A 23,513-nucleotide genomic window follows, 5' to 3' on the forward strand; every position below is an offset into this window, starting at 1 on the left:
ACTTCTCCCTTTTTGGCGAATTGCCTTCAGACATATGACCTCTTGCATCGTACTCCTTAGACGTTTAGAGTGTGAGCATGAACACGTCAGATGAGTCCAGTCGGCAGCGCCGCTATTTGAATGTTGCCCAAGATCTGTTGCTGGCCATTACCAATGGCGAGTACGTAGCAGGGGAGCGGCTGCCCGCCCACACTGACATCGCCGCTAAGTATCAGGTTTCACGGCCGACTGCGCGGGAAGCGTTTCTAGCCTTGGAACTTGTGGGAGCAATTGAGGTCCGCCATGGTGACGGGACCTTTGTGCGGCGCGCTGCAAGGGTTGGCGGGACCGAGGGTTCCCCTCTCGATGTCCCTCCGCGGGAGCTGATTGAGACTCGCCTGTCGATTGAGCCTGTGGCCGCCAGCCTCGCCGCGACCCGGATTACACCTGAGCGGATATCCACCCTGGAAGGGTATCTGGACCGCCAGGCCGAACTTGTAGAGGATCCGAATGGGATTGCCGAGTTTGTCGCCTTGGGTCTTCAGTTCCACTCGGATCTGGCGCCGGGGTGCGGCAACTCAATCCTTTCGGGGATTATCGAGCAGCTGGTGAACATCGAGTCGCATCCACTGTGGGTCCTCGTCAACCAGCAAGGATTGCCGGACCCGGCTTCACGGCAGGTGCAAGTCGACGAGCACCGTGCCGTCCTCAAAGCAATCCGCGGCGGCGATCCAATATCCGCGGCCGAGGCCATGCGAAACCATCTTGGGCACCTGGACCGTGCCATTTTCATGAACGGAGGCGGCTCTCGTGCCTGACCAAACAATCCCTACGCCCTACGACCTTGTTGTCACCGGCGGCCTTATAGTCAACGCCACCGGATCCACCGAGGGGACCGTCCTTATCAAAGACGGGCGCATCGCAGGGATCCTCGACGGCGACGCGCCGTTGCCACCTCATACGCGACAGATCGACGCGACAGGTCAGCTGGTGCTCCCGGGCGGAGTCGATCCTCACTGCCACGTCGGGCAGGTGCTCGGCGAGTTCTCCATGCTGGACAGTCACGCTCAGGCAAGCATCGCAGCTCTGTGGGGCGGTACCACCACCATCATCGACTTCGCCATCCCGGAACCCGGCCAAACCCCGCTTCAGGCTGTGTACGAGAAGCGCAAGGCCGCTCAGGATACCCGGACAGACCTGGCCCTGCACGGTGGTGTTGTCGCCTGGGACAACACCACGCGGGATCAACTCCTGTCATTGGCTGAACTAGGTGTCCTCACGGTCAAGATGTTCACCACATATCGTGACGGGGTGATGGCCGGATTCGACACCATCGAAAAAGTCATGGAAGTCCTTGCCGGACTCGGTGGCGTGGCAATCATTCACGCCGAGGAAAACCACCTGGTCGAGCAGGCGCAAAACTACGAGCGGGAGCATGGGCGGGGCGACTCCCGACACCACGCCCTGACGCGGCCCGAAGCAGCTGAAGCAGCCGCCGTCTCCCGCGCTCTGGGGCTCGCGGCAAGCACTGGAGCGGCGGTCTACTTCGTGCACCAGACGACGCCGGATGTTGTGGATCTAGTTGCAGATGCCAGGTCCAAGGGCATCCGCGCCTATTCGGAGACCTGCCCGCACTACATTACTTTGGACGACAGCGTCTACGAAAGCGGGCGGCCAGAACTTTTCGTTTGCTGCCCGCCAATCCGCTCCGCTGCCGCGATGACTGGACTGAGGGACCGGACGATCAGGGGCATGGTTCACACCCTGGGATCTGATCACTGCTGCTACTCCAGCGCACAGAAGGAAAAGTACTCCCACGACGTGACATCGATGCCTAACGGGCTCCCTGGTGTCGAAAACCGCATGACGGTGTCCTTTGACACGCTCGTCGTGCACGGTGGGATGAGTGTCGAAAACTTCGTGGCGATGTCTTCAACAAATCCCGCGATCCTCAACGGCCTGAGGTCCAAGGGCTGGATAGGACCTGGCGCAGATGCAGACGTGGTCATCTTCGACCCCACGATAACCAAGGTCATTAGCGCGAAGACGCACCATATGAACTCTGACTATTCGCCGTACGAGGGCACTGAGTTTACCGGTTGGCCCACGGCGGTGATCAGCGCAGGACGCGTCGTTATTGACGATGACGGGTTCCACGATCCGGGGCCAGTTGGACGCCACCTTTCCTCCAAAGCCCAGCTCGACGCCGTCCCCCTCCTGGCGGCACGCGCGGTCGGCGGAACACAAACCATGATCACCGGATCCAACAAAGAGGAGCTCCTGGCATGACCCGAAAAGTGATTCTTGATGTGGACACAGGAACCGACGACGCAATCGCCATCATGTTGGCGGCCCAGTCCCGGCCATTGGATTTGGTCGCCTGCACCACGGTGTGGGGAAACCACGACGTTGACACCACGACAGAGAACACGCTGCGGACTCTCGACCTGATCGGCCGCCAAAACATTCCGGTGTACCGGGGACTCGGCAAGCCCTACGCACCCATCCCGTTCCTCTTCGAAGATCACGTTGACAGCGAACGGGAAGTCATTCACCCCCATGATTTCCCGGCGCCTACCACCACCCGACAGGCATCCCAGCAGCCAGCAGTGGAATGGCTGGTGGAAACTCTGCGGGCAACGACGGAGCAGATCACCCTGGTACCAGTGGCACCCTTGACGAACATCGCAGCAGCCATCACCCTGGACCCTCGGATCGTTCAGGCCATCGATGAGATCGTCATTATGGGCGGCGCGCATGCCCTGGGTAACGTTACGGCTTCAGCCGAAGCAAACATCTGGCATGACCCGGTCGCAGCAGACGTCGTCCTGCAGGCAGGCTTCGAACGTGTCGTGCTGGTACCCCTGGATGCAACCCATAAAGCCAACATGTCATTGCGTCACACCGCCGCCCTGCGGGCTATCGGCACTCCGGCCGCAGGTGTGGCTGCAGACATCGTCGAGCAGCGCATCCGTGGCTATAACGAAACACAGCCTCAGGCCGAACCTGATTCAGCTCCCGTGCACGATGCCCTCTGCATCGCGTACCTCTTAGACCCGGCCGTGGTTGACCTGGCGCCATACCACGTCGCCGTCGACACGGTCAGCCCGCTGGCTTTCGGCAAAACATTTGTCGATGTCGCCTCACGCACCCGCAAAAAGCCCAACGCATTTGTGGCGCTGGGCGCGGACGCGGACCTGTTCAACAAGCTTCTTTTCGAGGCACTGAGCGAAGGGAGATAGGCAGCTAGTCCTAACGCGGAGAGTGAATGCCTAGGAAACGAACACCCTCCCACGCCAGAAACAAGGAGTTACTTTGCACACCAACTTTACCTCACGACGGCGGACAAGCCGTCTGATTCTTACAACACTTGCGATTGGGGCCCTGGCCTCATCCGTGGTTGCCTGTTCACCGAGTTCCCCGGCCACCAGCGCCAACTGCCCCGACGGGTCAGCCAAGCTTAAGGTTCTGCGGTCCACGACAAACGTGCCCACGGACGCCCAGATGGCCGATTACACGTCCAAGACCAACGGGTGCGTCACCTTCGATGTAACCGATGTACCGTTCGGCCAGTACGCCGATAAGGTGAGTGTTCTCAGCTCCTCGGCCAATGCACCGGACATCTATGGCTACGACATGCCGGAGACCGCGAACTATGCCTCCAAAGGCGTGCTGCTTCCCCTCGATAATTACCTGCCTGAGGGGTGGAAGGACGACGTCCTGCCGGCAACCCTCACAGAGGGCAGCTACGAGGGCAAGGTTTACACCATGGGTGTGCAGCAGGACGCCCTCGGCCTGTACTACAACAAGACCCTGACTGACCAAGCAGGCATCACCGTCCCCACATCCCTGGACACAGCCTGGACGTGGGAACAGGCCCGCGATGCCATGCTGAAGTGCCAACAGGGGACCCCTGGCAGCCCAACGGTTTACGGGCTCGCACCGACGCAGTTGGGTTCGGGCACTCCGGGGCCGGTTTACAGCGATCTGCTGTATCTTCGCAGCGCCGGCGACCCTAAGGCGCCAAGTGACTCGTCAGCGTACAAGACTTTCTACGCCATCTCTCCAGACGGCAAAGAGGTCGACGGCTGGCTGAACACACCCGAAGCGGTTGAAGCGGCTGGCTTCTATCAGTCTCTGTATAACGGTGATAAGGCAGTCACCTCCAAAACCGGACGGCCAAATGCATTCCTGGACGGCAAAGCCTGCTTTGACATGTTCCACGCGGGGCAGGTCCAGCCCTTGAAGGACGCGAAGGTGCCATTCGACTGGGGTGTCGCACCGCTGCCCTACATCAAGACCCCGATCGTTCACACCGGCGCGATCACTGTCGCGGCGTCGGCAAAATCGAAGCAGGCAGATGCGGCCGCGAAGTTCGTGGTTGCCGTGAGCACGGGTTCGGCAGCCAAGGAATATAACCAGAAAAACGGCCGCCTCCCTACGCTGAACAGCGTTTACAAGGAACTGCCAGAATTCCAGGAGCCCCCGCAGAGTCTGTTCTACAACGAGCTGGAGAAGTGGGGTCAGCCGCGGCCGCCCACTACGCACTTCTCCCAGTACAGCCAGATCGTCGAGAACGCGCTTAAAAACATCGCCTATGGTGGCGACCCCAAGGACGAACTCGACCAGGCAGTGACTAAGCTGTCGCCGCTGATGTCCCGATAAGGAGAGCATCCATGTTATCCACGACGACGAGGCCCGTTCGTGGAGCTGGAAGGAAACGGTCGCGACGGGAATTACTCGTCGCGGCCGGCTTCCTGGCCCCGTTCCTCATCATCCTCGCAATATTCCAATACGTCCCCGTTGTACTCCTGATCAAAAACAGCCTTCTCAGTTACACGCTCATCAACCCCGACCTGCAGACATTCGTGGGGCTGGAGAACTTCGCCCGGATCTTCAGCGATCCAGCGGCTCTTCAAACGATAGGGGTCACGCTGATCTTCGCGGTAGGAATGGTCGTCCTGATCATTCCGATGGGCTTCCTCCTGGCTACTTATCTCAATCAGCCCCTTCCAGGCAGGGGAATTCTTCGGACAGCCGTGTTCCTCCCGGTCATTACCTCATCGGTTGTGGTCGCAACGCTATGGAATTTCCTGCTGGCCAACGAAGGACTCGTCAACGCGGTGCTGAATTCTTTGGGGTTTGGTACCGCCTCGTTCCTAACCGACCAGGCTTTGGCTTTGCCGTCGATCATCATCATGAGCGTTTGGCAGCAAGTTGGGATGGCCGCCATCCTTTACCTCGGCGGTTTGCAGTCTATTCCCGGGGACGTAATGGAGGCATCGGTCCTCGACGGTGCAGGGGGGCTGAAGCGGACATTTTTGATCGTGATCCCGCTCCTGTCCAGGACGACGGTGATGGTCGTGGTCATCATGACTGTCTTTGCGCTTCAGTCGTTCACTCCGGCCTACGTCATGACCCAAGGTGCCCCGGGGGGCACCACTAACCTGATCGTTTACGAGATCTATAAACAGGCTTTCACGCTGCAGGACCCGGGCTTCGCGTCCGCCTTGTCCGTTCTGCTGTTGGCCGGAGCCATCACCATCAGCCTCGTTCAAATGAGACTTCTCCGAACCCGATGGGACTACTGAGATGACACAGCTGACATCGCAACGCGTGTCGGACGACGCCGGAGCCGGGGACGGCACCCGCGCGAACGACGACAGAACCGGCCGGAGTCGGGTGCCCGTCCGGCTTTGGCAGCGGATCTGGACAACGGTCGTCGTCATTGCAATCCTGATAGCTTTCGTCCTGCCCTACGAATGGATGTTCGTCTCAGGCCTGAAGAGCCAATCGAGCATCTTCGCGGACATCAGTCCGCTTAGTTGGAAGACGTTTGTCCCACTCGCTGTGACATTCGAGAACCTCCAGGAACTGTTCGTTGACCGGGGCGTCGGCCGCGCCCTGTTGAACTCGTTCCTGGTCGCCGCATTCCAAGTGGTGGCCTCACTAATACTGTGCACCTTGGCGGCCTATGCGCTGACCAGAATCGCCTTCAAGGGCCGCAATGCGGTGTTCGCAATCATCCTTGCCACGTTCATGCTTCCGGCCGAAGCGCTCGTCGTTCCGCTGTATCAGCTGATTTCCGCAATGAGCCTGCAGGACACCCTTCTCGCCGTGGGCGTTCCCTGGATCGCCAGCGCGTTCGGGTTGTTCCTGCTCCGTCAGTCCTTCGAAGCGGTTCCGCTGGAACTGGACGAAGCGGCCAAACTTGACGGCGCCGGCCACTTCCGGATTTTCTGGTCGGTCATTCTCCCTGTGGTTCGGGTCGACCTCGTGACGTTTGTGCTGATGATTTTCCTGTTCTCCTGGAACGGTTTCCTTTGGCCCCTCGTAGCCATCCAGAGCACCGAGAACACCCTTGTGCAGGTAGCCGTCGCCCAGTCCGTTTCTCCCGGGGCACTGCCAAACTGGGGCCTGACATTCGCGGGCGCCTCCGTGGCCACCATCCCCCTGCTAATTCTGTTCATCTTCCTTCAACGGCTCTTCATCCCCGGGCTTGCCCGTACCGGACTGAAGTAAGCCCGATACCCATCTACCTCCAAGGAACAAAAAAGTGACCAAGAAAATCATTCTCGACGTTGACCCCGGACACGATGACGCCATCGCCATCCTGCTCGCGCAGGGAAACCCTGACGTTGAACTGGCGGCCATCACCTCTGTCGCCGGCAACCAGGTCCTGGCCAAGACAACCTACAACGCACAGCGAGTCGCCACGCTCGTCGGCGCTACGAACATTCCGATTGCAGCCGGCGCGGAATTCCCCCTGGTGCGCGAACAGATCACCGACGGCGAAGTGATCGCCGGATCCGTCCATGGTGTCTCCGGTCTGGACGGCCCGGAGCTGCCGGAACCCGCGATGGAGCTCGACGCCCGCCATGCCGCACAACTCATCGTTGACCTCGTGATGGCAGGGGAGCAGGACGAGTACACGCTCGTTCCCACCGGTCCTCTGACCAACATTGCCCTGGCGATGCGGCTGGAACCGAAGATCATTGGCCGTGTAAAGGAAGTCGTCCTGATGGGCGGGGCCTACACGCAGGGGAACGCCACGCCCGCGGCCGAGTTCAACATCCTCGCCGACCCGGAAGCGGCTGCAGCCGTTTTCGCCGCCAAGTGGCAGGTAACAATGGTCGGCCTGGACCTCACGCACCAGGCAGTTGCCACCCCTGAAGTGAAGGAACGGATCCGCGCGATCGGGACGCCCATCTCCCAGGTAGTGGTCGAATGGCTCGACTTCTTCGGCGCAAACTACGACTCTGTATGGAAGATGCCGTACCCGCCCATCCACGACGCCTGCGCAGTCGCCCGCGTCATCAACCCCTCCATTGTCGGGGTGAAAGAAGCCTTCATCGCTGTCGAAACGCAGGGTAAATGGACTTACGGCGAAACCGTCACCGACTTCCTGGGCGCCTACGGCCTGCCATTCAACAACCTCGCCGCCACCACTTTGGACTTTGACGCTTTCTGGGATCTCATCATCGACGCCATCAAGCAAGTCAGCTGACTGATTACCCCTGTCCGTCCCGGCCTGCGCCTCGGCAGGCCGGGACGGCACCCTTTTGCTCGCTTACAGAAAGGCATGACCCCATGCGCCTCGCAGGCCGCACAGCAATTGTCACCGGAAGCTCCTCCGGAATCGGGCGGGCCATCGCTGTCCGCTTCGCCCGCGAGGGGGCGAATGTCGTGGTCAGCGACATCCGGGAAAGCCCGATTTGGAGCGGTGACGACGAAAGGCCCACCGCCGACCTCATCACCGCTGAAAACGGCAGCGCCGTATTCCAGCAGACTGATGTCTCGGACGCTGTCGCCGTCGACAGGCTCGTGAACCGCGCCGTTGACGAGTACGGGCGCCTGGACATCCTCGTCAACAACGCCGGCCTTGTCTTCTCCTCCTCCGTGCTCAACACCAGTGAAGAAGACTGGGACCGCTTGATGGACGTGAATCTTCGGGGTCAGTTTCTCAGCTGTAAACGCGGAATCGGCCAAATGATTGACCAGGAGCCCATCGGTGAAGTCCGCGGCCGGGTGATCAACGTGGCCTCCCAGCACGGACTCGTGGGTCCTCCTGATTTCTTTGCCTATGCGGTCAGTAAAGGCGGAATGATCCAGATGACCCGGCAGCTCGCCGTCGACTACGCCAAACATGGAATTATCGTCAACGGCATCGCCCCGGGGCGTATCATCACCGGCACCCATCCCGGTGAGGTTGACATGACCGACCCCGTCCTCGAGTACTCCCGGTCCCGCACGCCCTTCCCAAGGCTGGGCCGGGCTGAAGACGTCGCGGGCGCCGCCCTGTTCCTGGCATCAGATGACTGCAGCTACATCTCGGGACATAACCTGCTGGTTGACGGCGGATGGATGGCGTACTGATGACAACGCTTACAGGACCGCAGCGTGACCTGGTGGGCTACGGTGCACACATCCCGAAAGTCACCTGGCCGGACAATGCAAACATTGCAGTTAACATCGTGGTGAACTACGAGGAAGGTTCCGAGTACTCCCACGCTGCAGGAGACGGTGAGAACGACGTGCTGGGCGACTCCGGCTACCGGTTTCCGGCGCACGTGCGCGACCTGGCGCAGGAGTCGATGTACGAGTACGGGAGCAGGGCCGGAATCTGGCGGCTCCTGAGGCTCTTCGACGAGCTTCACGTGCCGGCAACTTTCTTCGGCTGCGCCGTGGCCTTTGAGAAGAATCCCGCCGTCGCCGCCTACGCCAGCCGAGCAGGCCACGACCTGGTCTCCCACGGCTGGCGATGGGAAGAACATTGGCGCCTGAGCCGGGACGAGGAACGCGAACACATCCGCCTGGCCGTGGAATCCTTTGAAAAGACCTGGGGGAGCCGGCCCACCGGCTGGTACTGCCGGTACGGGCCGTCCGTGAACACCCGGGAGCTTGTCGTCGAAGAAGGAGGCTTCGACTTCGACTGCGACGCCTATAACGACGACCTTCCGTACTTCACCACGGTCAACGGCAAGGAACACCTCGTCGTACCGTATTCCCAGACCTACAACGATTCCCAGGGGTCCAAAAACCCCTCGGAGTTCCTGGACTACATCAAACGCGCCTTCGACGAACTGTGGCTCGAAGGCGAACGCGGCTTCCCCAAGATGATGTCCATCGGGCTGCACCCAAGGCTGGTGGGCCAAGCCGCCCGCACCTCGGCCTTGCGCGAGTTCATCACCTACGCCCAGCAAAGGGGCGGCGTCTGGTTCGCACGGCGAAACGATATCGCAGACTGGTGGTCCACACACCACCAGGACTTCCCGCTCGTCGACAGCCTGCGGGCGTCTTGCTGACCGGCGAACGGGTTCCATACCGGTCACGCTGGCGTTCGGTGTGGGAAACCCTCGAAAGCGAGGGGCTGGACGCACTCGTCATCCACGGCCGAGGACAGGTCGCCCATTACGGCAACATCACGCACCTCACCGGGCACATCCCCGCTAACAAGGGATTGTTCGTTGTCGTTGCCCGGGGCCGGGCGCCAGAAGTCATCGCCTCCACGGCCCAGGCTGCCCGCTACGTGCTCATGGACCAGTCTCTGGCGCCTGGAGTTGTCGTCCGCGCCCCAGGCAACGGCCCCAAGGCAACGCTGTATAAGGAAATCGCGGCAGCCACGGGACCCGGGACCGTGGGTCTGGCCGCTTCAGATAAGAATGGTCTGCCCCACAAAGACCACGGCGGGATCCTCGCGGCCCTGGAGCCCGGGGCTGAGGTCAGCGACGCCTTCGGCATTCTGGAATCACTGCGACGGCAACCGGAAAGAACCAAAACACAACAGCTCCGCCGTTCCATGGCCAGGGCTGAGGGCGCAATGGAAGCCGCTGCACACCAGCTGGGCAGCGACGGCACCGAAGCAGCCGTCGCCGGTGCTATCGCGCAGTATCTCCGTTCCCACGGCTCGGTATTTGACATCATTCATGTCGCCGCCAACGAGTTCCATGGCCAGCCCCCCGGCGACAGGCCCATCCTGGACGGCGACCTGGTCACTGTCTTCATCGAAACCGCCGCGGCCGACGGGCACTGGGTCGAACTCGGTGCATTGTTCGCCGTGGGGAACGTGCCCACCCAACGCCTCATCTTGGCCGGACAGGCCGTTAAGGCTCTTGATGGTGCCGCGAGCCACCTCCATGGCGGACACCCAGCCAGCGCCGTCGCGGAATTCCTGACCGGGCAGGGGCGCCACGCCATCGGCTTCGGACACTGCCTTGGCCTGGATGAGATACCCCTACCCGTCACCAATGACTCCGCGTGGACACTGCTCGACGGTGAGGCCATCGCCTTGCACCCGAGCCCCCTAGGTGAGGACGGGCAGGAGGCAGCCGGGGTCGCCAACACCTACCTCGTGGGTGAGGCCGGCGGTCTCCCCTTATCCGATTACCCCAAAACAGTGCGGCGGATCAGCCGCTCACACCCGCTACCACCCAAGAAGGAACCATGACAGATTTCAAGACCGCGGTTATCACAGGTGCCGCGAGCGGCATCGGCCGTGCCACCGCAGTGGCTTTTGCGAGGGCTGGAATCCGATCCGTCATCGGGGCGTTCCCTGGCGACCCCCATGACCCGTACGAGAGCTTGAACCTTGTGAAAGAAGCCGGGGGAGAAGGGGTCGTCCACGAACTCGACGTACGCAGTGCCGACGAGGTGGATAGGTTCGCCCAGCGCGCGGTCGACGAATGGGGGCGCCTTGACATAGCAGTCGCCAACGCAGGAATCGTCCGGTTGCACCCGCTGGACGAACTAACCGACGATGCCTGGAACGACCTGATGTCGGTCGACTTGGGTGGGGTCATGCGCCTCTTCCGCAGCGCCGCCTCCCGCATGGACCACGGCGGCGCCCTGGTGGGCATTTCTTCCATCTCCGGAGGCGTCTACGGGTGGGCCGACCACGCCCACTACACGGCAGCCAAAGCAGGGGTCCTGGGCCTCTGCAAGGCCCTCGCGGTGGAACTGGCTCCCCGCGGAATCCGGGTCAACTCCATCGTTCCAGGCGTTATCGACACAGCTCAGACCCAGGACAGCACGAATTCATTCGGCCGCGAAGGCCTTGCAACGGCAGGAACGAAAATCCCGATCGGACGGGTAGGACGCCCTGAGGAAATTGCCCATGCTGTCAGGTTCTTGAGCAGCGATGAAGCCAGCTACGTAACCGGGCAGCACCTGGTCGTCGACGGCGGGCTGACTGTCTTTATGCCGGTTTCCTGACGCGTCCATAGCGGTCTAAGACAGAAAGGCGTAAGACAAATGCCCGACGTGAAAGTACTGGTCGTGGGGTCGATGAATGCCGACCTAACGACCACAGTCGGGGGGTTCCCTTCCCCCGGCGAAACTGTCCTGGGGACCGACCTCAGGACAGAACCCGGCGGCAAATCCTCTAATCAGGCAACCGCGGCCGCACTCCTCGGAGCGGACGTGAGCCTGGTCGGTGTGGTGGGTGCGGACGAACTGGGTGACCGGCTCATTATTGAGGCCGCGGCAAAAGGCGTCGACACCTCCCGGGTCAGACGAAGCCCCGACAAAAGCACCGGCGCAGCGATGATCGCAGTGAACCAGGACGGCGAAAACACCATCATCGTTTCCCCTGGCGCCAACTCCACCCTCGCACCTGAGGACCTCCCCGACGTGGACCTCGAAGGCGGCCCCATCGTTGTGATGGCACTTGAAGTGCCCCTTCCAACAGTTATCTCCGTCGCGGAACGCGCCGCGTCCGCCCGCGCACACGTCCTTCTCAACGCTTCGCCGATGCAAGTACTCCCGGCCCAGCTCCTTGGGAACGTTGAGGTGCTCATCATCAATGAAGGCGAGATGCTCGCGCTGCTCGGGGAGCAGGACCTGGGTCAAGGGTGGGACTACTACGCCCGCAGAGTCCTGGACCTGGGATCGAAGTGCGCAATCGTGACCAGAGGCAAGACGGGAGCCGTGGTCTTTGAACCCGGGTATCAGGCACCCACCGTAACCTGCATCGGCGCCGTCCAGGTCACTGCCGTTGACACCACAGGATGCGGAGACGCTTTCATGGGCGCTGTCGCTGCCGAGCTGGCGGCCGGACGCACCCTGGTTGAGGCGGCCAGAACCGGTGCCCTGGCGGGGGCATGGGCTGCCCAAAACCGGGGCGCTCAGGCGTCTTATGGAAGGCGCAATGACCTCCAAATCCTTCTCTCGGCAGCGAGCCTACAACCATGAGCCAGCTTATTGCTTCACGGCCGGCGCGGATTCTTATCGCTCCGGATTCCTACAAAGGTTCAGCTACTGCGGAGGCTGTTGCTCGCAATATTGCCCTCGGCTGGTCTTCCGTGCGCGGACAGGACCACATCCAGTTGGCACCCATGGCCGATGGCGGCGAAGGCACGATCGATGCGCTGAAGTCGATATATCCGTCTGCGGACCGGCGTCCGATCCGCGTCGCAGGTCCCGGCGGGCAGCCAGTTGAAGCCGAATGGCTTTACCTGCCGCCGGCCTTCGGCTCTCGGGGAAGCACAGGGGTCGTGGAGCTGGCGTCAACCAGCGGCATTACCCTTTTGGAGCACCTGAGTCCCCTCGATGCCCAAAGCACCGGGTTCGGGCAGGCGATCGTTGCTGCTCTGGAGGCGGGAGTTTCGAGGCTTGTCCTGGGCATCGGTGGAAGCGCATGCACAGATGGTGGTGCCGGGATGCTGCAGGAACTGGGCTATCGGTTCCTTGATAAAAACGACAAACCGATCCGCCCCGGGAACAGGGGACTCTCAGATGCCGTATGTGTTGATGCGTCCGCGGTTTTGCCGTTGCCCGAGAACGGCGTGGTGGTCCTGACGGACGTGACCAATCCGCTCACCGGGCCGAACGGCTCAGCAGCTGTCTTTGCGCCTCAGAAAGGTGCATCCAGGCAAGACATTCCTCTCATGGATTCCGCACTCGAGCATTTTGCGGCGTTATTCAGTATCGATCCTCAAACCACTGGTGCCGGTGCGGCTGGCGGGACGGGGTTCGGCCTCATGGTCTGGGGCGCGGACATGAAGTCTGGGGCTGAAGAGATTGCATCACTCCTGAACCTGCCGTCGCGCGTCAAACATGCGGATCTCCTCATCACCGGGGAAGGGCGATTTGATCGGCAGTCGGACCTCGGAAAAGTAGTGGGTCAATTGCGCCGTACGGCCGCTGCGTTTGACGTGCCGGTTGCCCTTGTCGCCGGTGCCATCGGCTCGGAAACGGAAGGATTTTCGAACGCCATCTCCCTGTCGGACCTCGCGGGGGATTCCAGATCCGCCATGGCCGATCCGGAGACGTACCTGAGGATCGCCGGCGCCGAACTTGCCTCCAGCTTTGCAGCCAGCTCGTAACGGCTGCGATTACCGCGGGCCGCACGGGCGGGAACAGCAAGCTCCCCTCTAACCGCGGCGGTGCCCACAGCCTCAAGAGACTTAGTCCCCGTTGGCTCGTGAGTCTTTAAGTGCTCGTTTGCGATTCGATGCTGGTCGTTCCTTTCTGGAACGGAACAGCCCTGCGCAGGCGACGATGCACCAGATGGAATTTAGAGCCACTACGGACCAGGCGTGGGCTTGTGCCGTGGTGATCGCCAGAAGGAACGCGCCGGCGGCGTTGAGTGCTTGATATTGGTACCCGTCGGACTCAATGCGTTTGACGGTGAGGAGCCCGAAGGAAAGCAGCAACGCGACGGTTCCGACCCAGCCAAGTACGTTGGCGACAAGTTCAACCATTCTGCCCAACCGGGAATTCGAGGATTACGTGAGTGCTCGCGCCTTCTCTGCGGCATCCCGGCTCAGCCCGAACAGTTTGGGCGGAACCGGTCACCGCGGTCTGCAGCATGTTGATATTCATCGGATCTGCAGGCTGGCCAAGGACGTCAAGCAAGCCGCTGTCCGCGCGCGGTCCGCGTAGCTGGCCTGCGCGCCGTGTCCGGTCGCCGCGATGCTTGCTACGCAGCTGGCTAAACGGCAGGCGTCCAAGAGCGGTGTTCCGGAGGCCAATGCCGCAAGGACCGTCCCGAAGAAAGCGTCACCGCAGCCGGTGGTATCAATAGCATCCGTGGGGATGGCAGGAACTACTGTTGTGCTGGCGCCTTCGATGACAAGGGACCCGCGGGGTCCCAGAGTGATCACAGCTTGTTCAACGCCAAGCTGGGACAAACCGGCAGCAATCCTGCCTTGGTCGTCACTGTCGAAGTCATTCAGCCCCGAAGCGACATGGGGGGGCAGCAAGTCTGCCAGTTCGTTCTCGTTCACGATCAGCACGTCGGTCAGACGCAGGAGTTCGGCGGGAACACTGCGATAAGGCGAGAGGTTTAGGAGAACGAGAGTGCCACTGGCCGCGGCCAGCCGCGCGGCGGCCAGCGCTCCGGTTATCGGCGTCTCCAGGCACAGGCCGAGTACTTTGGCCTGCCTTACGGCATCTGCGTGGTCGTTCACCAGTGCGTCGGTGACATCGTTGTTGGCCCCAGGGGAAATAACGATGGTGTTTTCCGCGCTGTTATCAACGACAACAACTGCCGTGCCGGTCTCAGAAGAAGACTGCACGCAGTCGGTCAGGACCACGCCGGCCCGGTGCATGGATGCCCGGAGCAGTTCACCGTGATGGTCTTCGCCTACAGCGCCAACGAACTTGACGCTGGCTCCCAGCAGCGCTGCCTGCACTGCCTGGTTTGCGGACTTTCCTCCGGGAAGGACGCGAACCGGGGTGCCAAGGACCGTCTGACCTGGACGGGGGAGGGTCTCTGTGTGGACGGTGAGATCAGCGTTGGCCGAGCCGACCACGGTGACTCTTCCATGGATATGTTCCAGTGCCCTGGCGAGATAAATGTCGGTGGGCAGAGAGGTTACTGGGGCCATGCTGGGCACGCTCCTCTGTGTGATAGCCAGTGGGTGGAGATGGGTGGGCGGCGGGGACACGAATAGTTCCCGCCGCCAGCATCGAGTTTCGAATCCGTATGACTAGCTGCGGCCAGCCTGCGGTTTTGGTATTAGGAAGCTGGAGGCAAAGGCCAACAGGAGAATGGCTGCACCAGTGATGATGCCTCCGGTGTATCCGGCTTCAATTCCACCGTGCTCATGAAGGGCAGTCTGAACGAGGGGCAGAACAACAAATGACAGCCCTGCCCCGAGGTTGAATGCACCTGCGTTCAGTCCCGGCAGATACCCGGGGTTGTCCGATGGTGAAAGGACCACGCACAGTCCGTTGAGCATGATGTTTGCCATGCCTGCGTACGCAATTCCGACCAGAATCGATATCCCGGTCAAAAGCGGCAGATTTTCCGACTTGATCATAGCCAGGGTCAGCACCACGCCGACGACACTGCAGAACAATCCGACCTGCAGAACGCGCTTGTACTCGAACTTGCCCGCCAGGTATCCCGACACGGGTCCCATCGCCAGTCCTGCCAGCGCATAGGGCGTCAGAGTGACGAATGGAGCAAGCGAGGCGCTTAGGCCAGCCCCTGACTCGGTATCCTGCGCTATGGCCGGGACGATCTGGTTCATCACAGCAAACACGCCGGTCAACGTCAGCAGCGTCGTGAGCAGCAGACCCCAAGTGGCCCGGCTCCGAAGGTACTTGATCGTCACCAGGGGATGGGCAACTTTGGACTCGGTCTTCCAGAACGCGACAAAAGCGATCACGGCCACCACTGCCAGAACCCCAATTAGTCCCCAGTTGGTGTTCGCCAAGGCAGCCAGTTCGTTAAAGACGAGGTAAATGCTGCCAACCGCGACGACCAGCAGAATGGTGCCGATCCAGTCCATGGGCGGTGGATCCGCGACTGTGGACTCGTTGGCCATTAGCCGCAGCGCCAAGGCCGCGAAGAGGGCAACAACAGCCATTGACCAGAAGATTGAGGAGAACCCGAAATTCTCTGAGAGCCAACCGCCAGCGATGGCGTCCACGCCGGCGATTCCGCCGTTGACGGAGGTGATGATGCCCAGCAGCAGCGCATACTTCCTGGGATCGGTTACGTGTGTGCGCAAAAGGATCAGGCACATGACCACAACAGGGCCTGCCACGCCTTGAACGATGCGGCCAACGAAAAGCCATGTGACGTCCGTTGCCATGGCACTGATCACGCAGCCAATTCCGGTGACGAGGAGCATCAAGGTGAGCACTCGGCGGCGGCCGCGAAGATCAGCCAACCGGGGAAGGAACAGGGAGAAAACAGCGGCAGAGGCGAAAAATGCCGTCTGGGTGAGGCCGATCTGCGCCGTAGTTGCGTGCAGCTGAGTTTCCATGCCCTTCAATGCCGGTGAAAGCATCGAGGCGTTGAGCTGAAACGCAAAGCAGGCCGAAAGCAGAGCGAACATCAGCGCCGCCGTGCTCTTGCGCTTCAGGACGACAATCTGGCCTGACACCAACACTTCATGGGGACCAAGCCGGGCTTCTGTTCGCTCCAGGGTGTCCTCGGCGCCCTTAGCCATTGGAGTTGTCCTTGCCCAGTCGAGCGATGGCATCGATGACCAAATCCCAGAACCGATCCGCATCCAGGGTCATGGCCGCCTGGGTGTGGCAATCCGCGGGGATGTGGGCCGGACGCAGCTCCGTTACGGTCATGCCCAGGGTATAGTCGCCGCGGGTTTCGACCACGATAGGTGCACGGACCGTACCAACGATGGACGGATCTATAACGCGGGCCACTGCTACCGGATCGTGGACCGGGGGAAAATCGAAGCCTTGGGCATCGTGGTAGGCCTTGCGGAAAAAGCCAAAGAGTCCAAGGACAAACTCGGACAGGGGGGTGTCCAATGCCTTGATCCGCTCGGCTACTTCATCCGTTGCCAGGGCCTGGTGGGTGACGTCCAGACCGCACATGGTGACCTCCCACGGAGCGTCGAACACCATGGCCGCGGCCTCCGGATCGATCTTGATGTTGAATTCCGCAACCGCAGACCAGTTCCCGACGTGAACGCCGCCGCCCATCAGAACGACTTCCTTCACGCGGTCGATGATCTGCGGCTCCTTACGCATGGCCATCGCAATATTTGTCAGAGGTCCGGTGGGAACGAGCGTGATGGTCTTCGGCTCCGCTTCCATGATGGTGTCGATGATGAGGTCAACGCCGTGACGAGGGTCGAGCTCCATTGCCGGTTCGGGCAGCACGACACCGTCCAGCCCCGACTCGCCGTGAACGTCGGCGTCTTCGCCTTCGCGCATCAAGGGGTGGGCGCAGCCGGCAGCGATCGGGACGCCGGTGATTCCCGCAATCGTCAGCACGCCCAGGGCATTCTTAGTCGTCTTCTCAAGTACGGCGTTGCCGCCCACCGTCGTTACGGCCACAAGTTCCACATCCGGGTTCCCGTGGGCGAGCATCAGCGCAATCGCGTCGTCGTGTCCGGGATCGCAGTCCAGAATGATCTTGGTCATTGTTTTCCTCTTTCTGTTTTTTCACATCAGCGGTGATGGGTGAGTTGGGCAGGCCTGAAGTGGCCATAGGCATGAGGGAGAGACTTCAGTCCCGGGCATGTGGGATGGGATGGGTTGCGTCACCGGCATCCAGAGCATTTGTACCCATGTACGCAGGCAGGTTCCTCTGTCTGGAATTAGGGCGGGTGCCGTTCGCGTTCCGGCAATACCTTAGGGCGATGATCCCGGGGCCGTCATGGGGCCGGGGTTGTGGCGGTGCCGCGGTCCGGTCGGCTTCAGGTAGGTTGGACGGTACTCAAACTCGTGCCTTGCGACAGACGCGAGCCGCGTCCAGCTCCGCCGTCGAAGCCATTTGCACCGCCGGAACCCGCCCCGTTAGCAACCACGGGGTGGGGGTTGCTGCCGTCATTTTCTCTACCATCTGCTACCTCATTGTCTCAGTGCGTAATCGATTACGCAAGCGCTTTATAAGCGTAAGGACGGCGGGGTATGCTGTCAAACGGATCCTTGGGGGAGTTCGTTATCAGGCTTTTCGAGAAGGCTTAGCTCTGCGATGGATGGCCGCCCCCATGTCTTTGCCCAGGCCTTCAGCCGCGGGCACAAAGGGCCGCGGCTGAATGGAAGCCGTATCTGGTCAGAGGTGGGCGATTACGCGGGCTTGGAAAGGAATCAACAGAGCATGCCGGCCGTGACTTTGAATGATGTGGCTATTGCTGCGGGTGTTTCCGTCGGCACAGCTTCACGGGCCATGACCGGCCGCGGCCGAGTGTCGGCGGAAACAATTGAGCACGTCAGGGCTGTGGCAAGCGGACTGGGTTATAAGCCGAATGTGATTGGCCAGGCTCTGCGTCGCGGCAGCTCGAACACGGTGGGCATGGTTGTGCCGCATATCGAGAACCCGTTCTTCGCCGAGCTAATTCGTGCGGTGGAATCCGGCCTCCACGACAAGGGGTATCAGCTTATAGTGGCGGATTCCCATGCAGACACCGAAGCTGAAGAGCGGCGGCTGGGTCTTCTGCTGGCCAGACAAGTCGACGGCATATTAGTCGTTCCTGCCTGTTATGGTCAGTCCGCCGCTGCCGTTGTTGCCACCGCTGGAGAAGTTCCCCTGGTGCAGCTGGACCGCCGTGCCGGCGAGGACACCGCAGACTACGTCGGCGTGGATAACAGGGCCGGCATGACACTTATCGCGGAGCATCTGGCAGCCCAAGGTGTCCGAACTGTCCAATTTGTCGGAGGCGACGACGCGACAAGTCCCGGTACGGAACGAGCCGAAGCCTTCCAGGAAATCGCTGCAACCGTGGGCCTGGATCTCGTCGGAATTTTCCGCCACCAGTTCACGTACGAAACAGGCACACAGGCAATGAGCATCCAAGACCCTATTCCTGACGCCATAGTCTGCGGGGACGACTTGATTGCACTTGGCGCCTACGGGCAACTTCGAAGAGCTGGCGTCGACGTACCCGGCAGAACCAAAGTGACAGGCTTCGATGGAACTGTCCTTTCAACAATCGTGGAACCGTCATTGACGACAATCAAGCAGCCCCTGGAACAGATTTCAAATGCAGCAATCGAAGCGCTTGTCCGCCGCATGCGTGGACACATCCGGCCGACATTCGTCAATGAACAGTTCGAACCGCGCCTCCAGACGGGCGGAACCACTCAACTCCTGCCCGGAAACACAACAGCCCTTGCTTAGTGAATAGACGGCAGTTCAAGCACTTGCCTCGACGAGATCAAGAAGGTTAGGTCCCATGCCCCGTGAATTCCCGGCAGCGGTTAGAAGATTTATACAAGCACACGGCCGAGCGCCTGTCGTGTTGGTGGACATGGACGAGGTCTTGTGCCGCTGGGAAGAACAATTCGTTGCCTCTCATCGGCGGCTGTTTCCCCACCTTTTAATCGCCGAAGCGGGGCAACGGGAAAGCTTCGATCTATTTGCAGGTCTAACGACCGAAGAACAACAGGCAACTGCAACGGTCCTCGATGAGCCTGGCTTCTTTGCAGGAATGCTGCCGGTTAAGGGCGCACTCGCCGCCGTCGAAGAGATGCTCGCCGCTGGTGTTGACGTCGCATTATGCACAAGTCCCTGGCTAAGTAATGCAACGTGTGCCTCAGACAAGCTTCGATGGGTGCAGCGCTACCTGGGGCCCGCGATGGCTGAGGCTACCGTCATTACGCGGGATAAGACCCGGGTCCGGGGTGATGTCCTCATCGATGACAAACCGTTCGTTACCGGTCAAGCACAACCAGAGTGGGACCTAGTCCGCTTTACCTACCATTACAACCGACATCTGCCTGGTCCCCGCATAGACGGATGGTCAGACTGGCAACCAGTGCTGAGCAAGATTCTGGACATGCGAACACAGCGGGCAGAAGCCGCCCAGATTGAATCGCCATTGCCATCGCTGTCCTGATTTTCTCCCCAGAAAGCTCAATCGGGCAGCCCGGCGGCCCTCGCGACCAGGTGGTGCGGCGCCGCCCTCGCCAGCGGTGGATCATCAGAGGCGCTAATAGAACTCGCCAGAGCCGGTTGGAGCAAAAGACGACTCAGTCGCAGGACTGAGTCAATTCTGCAACGAGAAACGCTCGGGACTGGAGGGTCTGAGCGAGTCAACGTACCGAGGAGGGAATGTCGGGCTCGTACCGAGAGACTCAGTTCGTCGAAGAACGGGAGTGCTCAAAAGCTACCGCTACTCACGTTGTTTAGGGCGCCGATAGGGCACCTTCCGTCAGATTGGGGTGTACCTATTTCGCCACAACTTTCGACGCTAGACCGGTTGAGGATTCCTAATGATTCGGCCCGTGAAAAAGCTAAGCGCCACTGGGCGGGGGAGTGGTTTAGGGATTGGCGTGCACAGATGTGCTCTTACGGATCACTGGTTCGGGTTCCACCACGATGCTGCTGTCGGTGACGGTCGAAAACTGAGCCATTGTGACGGTTGAAAACTGAGCCACCCGTTCAAACGATTGGGTTGGTGATCACAGTGGAGGATTGGGCGCTTATTCGGCGGTTGCATCTTGCCGAGGGTGAGTCGATGAGGTCGATAGCGGCACGGTTGGGGATCTCCCGGAACACGGTGGCGAAGGCGTGCAGCTCTGACAGTCCGCCAGCGTATGTGCGGGCGCCTCAGGAGTCCGGGATCAAGGCCGTCGAGCCAGCCATTCGTACTCTGTTGCAGGAGAACCCGCGGATGCCGGCGACGGTCTTGGCGGAGCGGGTCGGGTGGTCAGGGTCCCGGGCGTGGTTTCGGGAGAACGTGGCCAGGATCCGGCCGGAGTATGCCCCGGCTGATCCAGCGGACCGGATCACTTACGACCCCGGAGATCAGGCGCAGTGCGATCTCTGGTTCCCTGAGGTGCGGATACCTGTCGGTGCGGGCAAGGCCAGGGTGTTGCCGGTGCTGGTGATGGTGTCCTCGCATTCACGGTTCATCATGGCCCGCATGATCCCGTCCCGGATGACAGGGGACTTGCTGGCTGGGATGTGGGAGCTGCTCGGATCCCTGGGTGCGGTTCCGCGGCGGCTGATCTGGGACAACGAAACCGGCATCGGGCGGCGGAACAGCTACGCCGCAGGGGTGGCCGCGTTCGCCGGGGTCTTGGCCACCCGGATCGTGCAGGTCAAACCATACGACCCGGAGAGCAAGGGCGTGGTGGAGCGGGCAAACCAGTTCCTGGAGACTTCGTTCCTGCCGGGCCGGGTCTTCGCCTCTCCGGAGGACTTCAACACCCAGCTCGGCCAGTGGCTGCCGAAAGCCAACGCCCGGCTCGTCAGACGGACTGGTGCCCGCCCGGCGGACCTGCTCGCCGTGGACAAGGCGGCCATGCTGGCGCTGCCACCGGTTCCCCCGGTCACCGGCTTCACCGCAAGGGTTCGGCTGGCGAGGGACTACTACGTCCGGATGGGATCCAACGACTACTCGGTCCACCCGCAGGCCATCGGCCGGTTCGTCGACGTCACCGCCAACCTGGAAACGGTCAGGATCAGCCTGGACGGCAGACCCGTCGGGACTCACACCCGGTCCTGGGGTGCCGGTCTGACCATCACCGACGCCGAGCACGTCGAGGCGGCAAGGGCACTGCGGCAGGCTTTCCAAAAACCGTCACCAGTGGCCGAGACAACCGGGCTGCGGGACCTGGCGGACTACGACCGCGCCTTCGGTGTGGTCCTGGATGACGGGCAGGTCGCCTGATGCCCGAAGCCAAAGAAACGACGGGCCAGATCGAGTACTACTCCCGGGCGATGAAGGCACCCCGGATCCGGGAAGCTGCCACCCGGCTCGCAGACCAGGCCCGCGAAGGTGGGTGGACGCACGAGGAATACCTCGCCGCTGTCCTGTCCCGGGAAGTCGCAGCCAGGGAAGCCTCCGGCGCCGAAATCAGGGCCCGGGCCGCCGGCTTCCCGGCCCGCAAGTCGCTCGAGGACTTCAACTTCGATCACCAGCCCGGCCTCAAACGTGACACCATCGCACACCTGGCCACCGGCTCGTTTCTCACCGAAGCGTCCAACATCGTCCTGCTCGGACCGCCCGGAACCGGAAAAACCCACCTCGCCACAGGCCTGGGCCTGCGGGCCACCCAAATCGGTCACCGGGTCCTGTTCGCCACCGCCATCGACTGGGTCGCCCGGCTCCAGGCAGCCCACCAGAACGGCAGGCTGCCCCAGGAACTGGTCAGGCTGCGCCGCTACGGCCTGATCATCGTGGACGAAGTCGGCTACATCCCGTTCGAGCAGGACGCCGCAAACCTGTTCTTCCAACTGGTCTCATCCCGCTACGAACACGCCTCGCTGATCCTGACTTCAAACCTGCCCTTCGCCCGCTGGGGCGACGTCTTCGGCGATCAGGTCGTCGCCTCGGCCATGATCGACCGCATCGTCCACCACGCCGAAGTCATCACCCTCAAGGGCTCCAGCTACCGCCTCAAACACACGCAGGTCGACTCGCTGCCCTCGACAAGACCGGAAAATACGGCAGAATAACCAGCGTCAACGTGGCTCACTTTTCAGCCCGGCGGAGTTCAGCGGTCGTTGCAACAAATTATGGTTCGGTCGAAGGTGAGACCAGTCTAGTCAGGTGCTCCAAGGGGCTACGCCATCCGAGGATTTCACGTGGTCGCTGATTGAGTTCGGCGGCGACCACAGCCAGGTGTTCGCGAGTGTGGACGCCGAGATCTGTTCCTTTCGGAAAGTATTGGCGAAGCAGGCCATTGGTGTTCTCGTTCGAGCCGCGTTGCCACGGACTGGCGGGGTCGCAGAAGTACACAGGGATGAGTGTTTGCCGGGTGAAATCCTGGTGGCAGGCCATCTCAGTGCCCTGATCCCAGGTAAGAGAACGGCGTAGATGGGCTGGGAGCGGCATCATCGCTTCGGCCAGTCGATCGCGCAGATTCTCAGCTCCGCGGTTACCCGCCAGGTGCACCAGGATGATGAAGCGCGTGGTCCGTTCGACCAGCGTGCCGATGGCAGAACGGCCTCCCTTTCCAATGATTAAATCCCCTTCCCAATGCCCTGGTACTAACCTGCCGATGGCTTCTGCCGGCCGATCCCGGATCATGACCATGTCCGGGAAGCGCCTGGTCCGGTGTTCCTTCCGACGACGCGGCCGGCGACCGGTCCGTCCGGTGCGCAGAGAGACTGCAGGATCCAAGGCCAATTCCAGGCTTCCGCGCCCATACAGGGCCTGATAGATAGTCTCCGGCACAACGTGCATATCGGGTTGTCCAGGAAAAACAGCGCGCAGGCGATTGCTGATCTGACGCGGACTCCAGCGCTGTTTCAGGTGTTCGCGCACGAACTCCCGCAGCACAGAATTGGATGCGATCTTCCCGGTCCGCTGGCGGCTCCGTCGACGCTCGGCACTACGCTGAGCCGTGCGAGGACGGTAGTTACCGGAGGGCTCGTGAACGTTCCGGCGGATTTCCCGGCTCACTGTCGATGGACTACGCCCGAGCTCTGTGGCGATAGCGCGAATGCTCCGCCCGGCATGCAGGAGGTCTGCAATCGTGATCCGTTCCAACTCCGAGAGAAACCGGGCGGAGATAACGACCGGCCTCTGATGCGAGATGGGAGCAACCTTTTTGATGTCTCCGGACTTCAGGACAACCGAGTGGCCATGCCGCCATCGCGTCCCCGAACTACGGCTGATTCCCACAATGCGGCAGGCCTCAGAATTGCCCATTCCCTG

Annotated in this window: 22 protein-coding genes; 17 read left to right on the forward strand and 5 right to left on the reverse strand. The window is 61.3% G+C overall.

Translation table 11 applies throughout. The features are described 5' to 3' along the window. Positions 1-77 precede the first annotated feature (77 nt). From FNL14_RS11455 to FNL14_RS11515, 13 genes are all read left to right on the forward strand, one after another. Positions 78-797: a FadR/GntR family transcriptional regulator gene (locus FNL14_RS11455; protein WP_142060117.1), complete on the forward strand. Its 720-nt coding sequence runs from the start codon at positions 78-80 to the stop codon at positions 795-797. Further along, positions 790-2,268 (forward strand): amidohydrolase family protein, encoded by a 1,479-nt coding sequence (locus FNL14_RS11460; RefSeq protein WP_142060119.1) that lies wholly within the window; start codon positions 790-792, stop codon positions 2,266-2,268. The genes FNL14_RS11455 and FNL14_RS11460 overlap by 8 nt, the downstream gene beginning before the upstream one ends. Then, entirely contained in the window at positions 2,265-3,221 is a 957-nt protein-coding gene (locus FNL14_RS11465) for a nucleoside hydrolase (protein ID WP_142060121.1), read from the forward strand. The genes FNL14_RS11460 and FNL14_RS11465 overlap by 4 nt, the downstream gene beginning before the upstream one ends. A 262-nt stretch (positions 3,222-3,483) precedes the next feature. Beyond that, complete coding sequence (locus FNL14_RS11470; protein WP_142060123.1) at positions 3,484-4,644, forward strand: extracellular solute-binding protein; 1,161 nt, start codon at positions 3,484-3,486, stop codon at positions 4,642-4,644. Between the two features lie 11 nt (positions 4,645-4,655). Further along, positions 4,656-5,570 (forward strand): carbohydrate ABC transporter permease, encoded by a 915-nt coding sequence (locus tag FNL14_RS11475; protein WP_142060125.1) that lies wholly within the window; start codon positions 4,656-4,658, stop codon positions 5,568-5,570. Position 5,571: 1 nt separating this feature from the next. Next, the gene (locus FNL14_RS11480; protein WP_142060127.1) at positions 5,572-6,501 is read left to right on the forward strand and encodes a carbohydrate ABC transporter permease; all 930 of its coding nucleotides are present in this window, start codon (positions 5,572-5,574) and stop codon (positions 6,499-6,501) included. A gap of 34 nt (positions 6,502-6,535) precedes the next feature. Beyond that, positions 6,536-7,486, forward strand: a complete 951-nt coding sequence (locus FNL14_RS11485; protein ID WP_142060129.1) for a nucleoside hydrolase — start codon at positions 6,536-6,538, stop codon at positions 7,484-7,486. A gap of 83 nt (positions 7,487-7,569) precedes the next feature. Further along, positions 7,570-8,355, forward strand: coding sequence for an SDR family NAD(P)-dependent oxidoreductase (locus FNL14_RS11490; protein WP_142060131.1), 786 nt, complete (start codon positions 7,570-7,572; stop codon positions 8,353-8,355). Then, positions 8,355-9,284: a polysaccharide deacetylase family protein gene (locus tag FNL14_RS11495; RefSeq protein ID WP_142060133.1), complete on the forward strand. Its 930-nt coding sequence runs from the start codon at positions 8,355-8,357 to the stop codon at positions 9,282-9,284. Before FNL14_RS11490 ends, FNL14_RS11495 begins: the two co-directional genes overlap by 1 nt. A 38-nt stretch (positions 9,285-9,322) precedes the next feature. Continuing rightward, positions 9,323-10,426: a Xaa-Pro peptidase family protein gene (locus FNL14_RS11500; RefSeq protein ID WP_142060135.1), complete on the forward strand. Its 1,104-nt coding sequence runs from the start codon at positions 9,323-9,325 to the stop codon at positions 10,424-10,426. Continuing rightward, positions 10,423-11,190, forward strand: a complete 768-nt coding sequence (locus FNL14_RS11505; RefSeq protein WP_142060137.1) for an SDR family NAD(P)-dependent oxidoreductase — start codon at positions 10,423-10,425, stop codon at positions 11,188-11,190. Before FNL14_RS11500 ends, FNL14_RS11505 begins: the two co-directional genes overlap by 4 nt. A gap of 39 nt (positions 11,191-11,229) precedes the next feature. Next, on the forward strand, positions 11,230-12,168 hold the full coding sequence (locus tag FNL14_RS11510) for a ribokinase (protein WP_142060139.1): 939 nt from the start codon (positions 11,230-11,232) through the stop codon (positions 12,166-12,168). Continuing rightward, complete coding sequence (locus FNL14_RS11515) at positions 12,165-13,301, forward strand: glycerate kinase (RefSeq protein WP_142060141.1); 1,137 nt, start codon at positions 12,165-12,167, stop codon at positions 13,299-13,301. The genes FNL14_RS11510 and FNL14_RS11515 overlap by 4 nt, the downstream gene beginning before the upstream one ends. 81 nt (positions 13,302-13,382) lie before the next feature. Here FNL14_RS11515 and FNL14_RS11520 read toward each other — a convergent pair whose 3' ends face one another. The 4 genes from FNL14_RS11520 to FNL14_RS11535 all read right to left on the reverse strand — a co-directional run bounded on the left by FNL14_RS11520 (position 13,383) and on the right by FNL14_RS11535 (position 17,325). Next, the gene (locus FNL14_RS11520; RefSeq protein ID WP_142060143.1) at positions 13,383-13,679 is read right to left on the reverse strand and encodes a hypothetical protein; all 297 of its coding nucleotides are present in this window, start codon (positions 13,677-13,679) and stop codon (positions 13,383-13,385) included. Positions 13,680-13,796: 117 nt separating this feature from the next. After that, a complete protein-coding gene (locus FNL14_RS11525; protein WP_142060145.1) occupies positions 13,797-14,807 on the reverse strand; it encodes a ribokinase in 1,011 nt (336 codons plus the stop codon). Positions 14,808-14,909: 102 nt separating this feature from the next. Further along, positions 14,910-16,382, reverse strand: a complete 1,473-nt coding sequence (locus tag FNL14_RS11530; RefSeq protein WP_142060147.1) for an MFS transporter — start codon at positions 16,380-16,382, stop codon at positions 14,910-14,912. Beyond that, a complete protein-coding gene (locus FNL14_RS11535) occupies positions 16,375-17,325 on the reverse strand; it encodes a nucleoside hydrolase (protein WP_142060150.1) in 951 nt (316 codons plus the stop codon). The genes FNL14_RS11530 and FNL14_RS11535 overlap by 8 nt, the downstream gene beginning before the upstream one ends. 553 nt (positions 17,326-17,878) lie before the next feature. Here FNL14_RS11535 and FNL14_RS11540 point away from each other — a divergent pair. The 4 genes from FNL14_RS11540 (at position 17,879) to istB (ending at position 22,309) form a co-directional block, all read left to right on the forward strand. Continuing rightward, positions 17,879-19,024: a LacI family DNA-binding transcriptional regulator gene (locus FNL14_RS11540; RefSeq protein ID WP_142060152.1), complete on the forward strand. Its 1,146-nt coding sequence runs from the start codon at positions 17,879-17,881 to the stop codon at positions 19,022-19,024. A gap of 55 nt (positions 19,025-19,079) precedes the next feature. After that, positions 19,080-19,742: a hypothetical protein gene (locus FNL14_RS11545; protein WP_142060154.1), complete on the forward strand. Its 663-nt coding sequence runs from the start codon at positions 19,080-19,082 to the stop codon at positions 19,740-19,742. A 561-nt stretch (positions 19,743-20,303) separates the two neighbouring features. Further along, entirely contained in the window at positions 20,304-21,521 is a 1,218-nt protein-coding gene (gene istA / locus FNL14_RS11550; protein WP_142060156.1) for an IS21 family transposase, read from the forward strand. After that, on the forward strand, positions 21,521-22,309 hold the full coding sequence (gene istB, locus FNL14_RS11555) for an IS21-like element helper ATPase IstB (protein ID WP_142060158.1): 789 nt from the start codon (positions 21,521-21,523) through the stop codon (positions 22,307-22,309). Before istA ends, istB begins: the two co-directional genes overlap by 1 nt. Before the next feature lie 58 nt (positions 22,310-22,367). On the opposite strand, the gene FNL14_RS11560 is transcribed toward istB, so the two are convergent. After that, the gene (locus FNL14_RS11560) at positions 22,368-23,507 is read right to left on the reverse strand and encodes an IS30 family transposase (RefSeq protein WP_370455853.1); all 1,140 of its coding nucleotides are present in this window, start codon (positions 23,505-23,507) and stop codon (positions 22,368-22,370) included. Between the last annotated feature and the right edge of the window lie 6 nt (positions 23,508-23,513).

The sequence above is a fragment of the Pseudarthrobacter sp. B4EP4b genome (genome assembly GCF_006680095.1).
Lineage (GTDB): Bacteria > Actinomycetota > Actinomycetes > Actinomycetales > Micrococcaceae > Arthrobacter.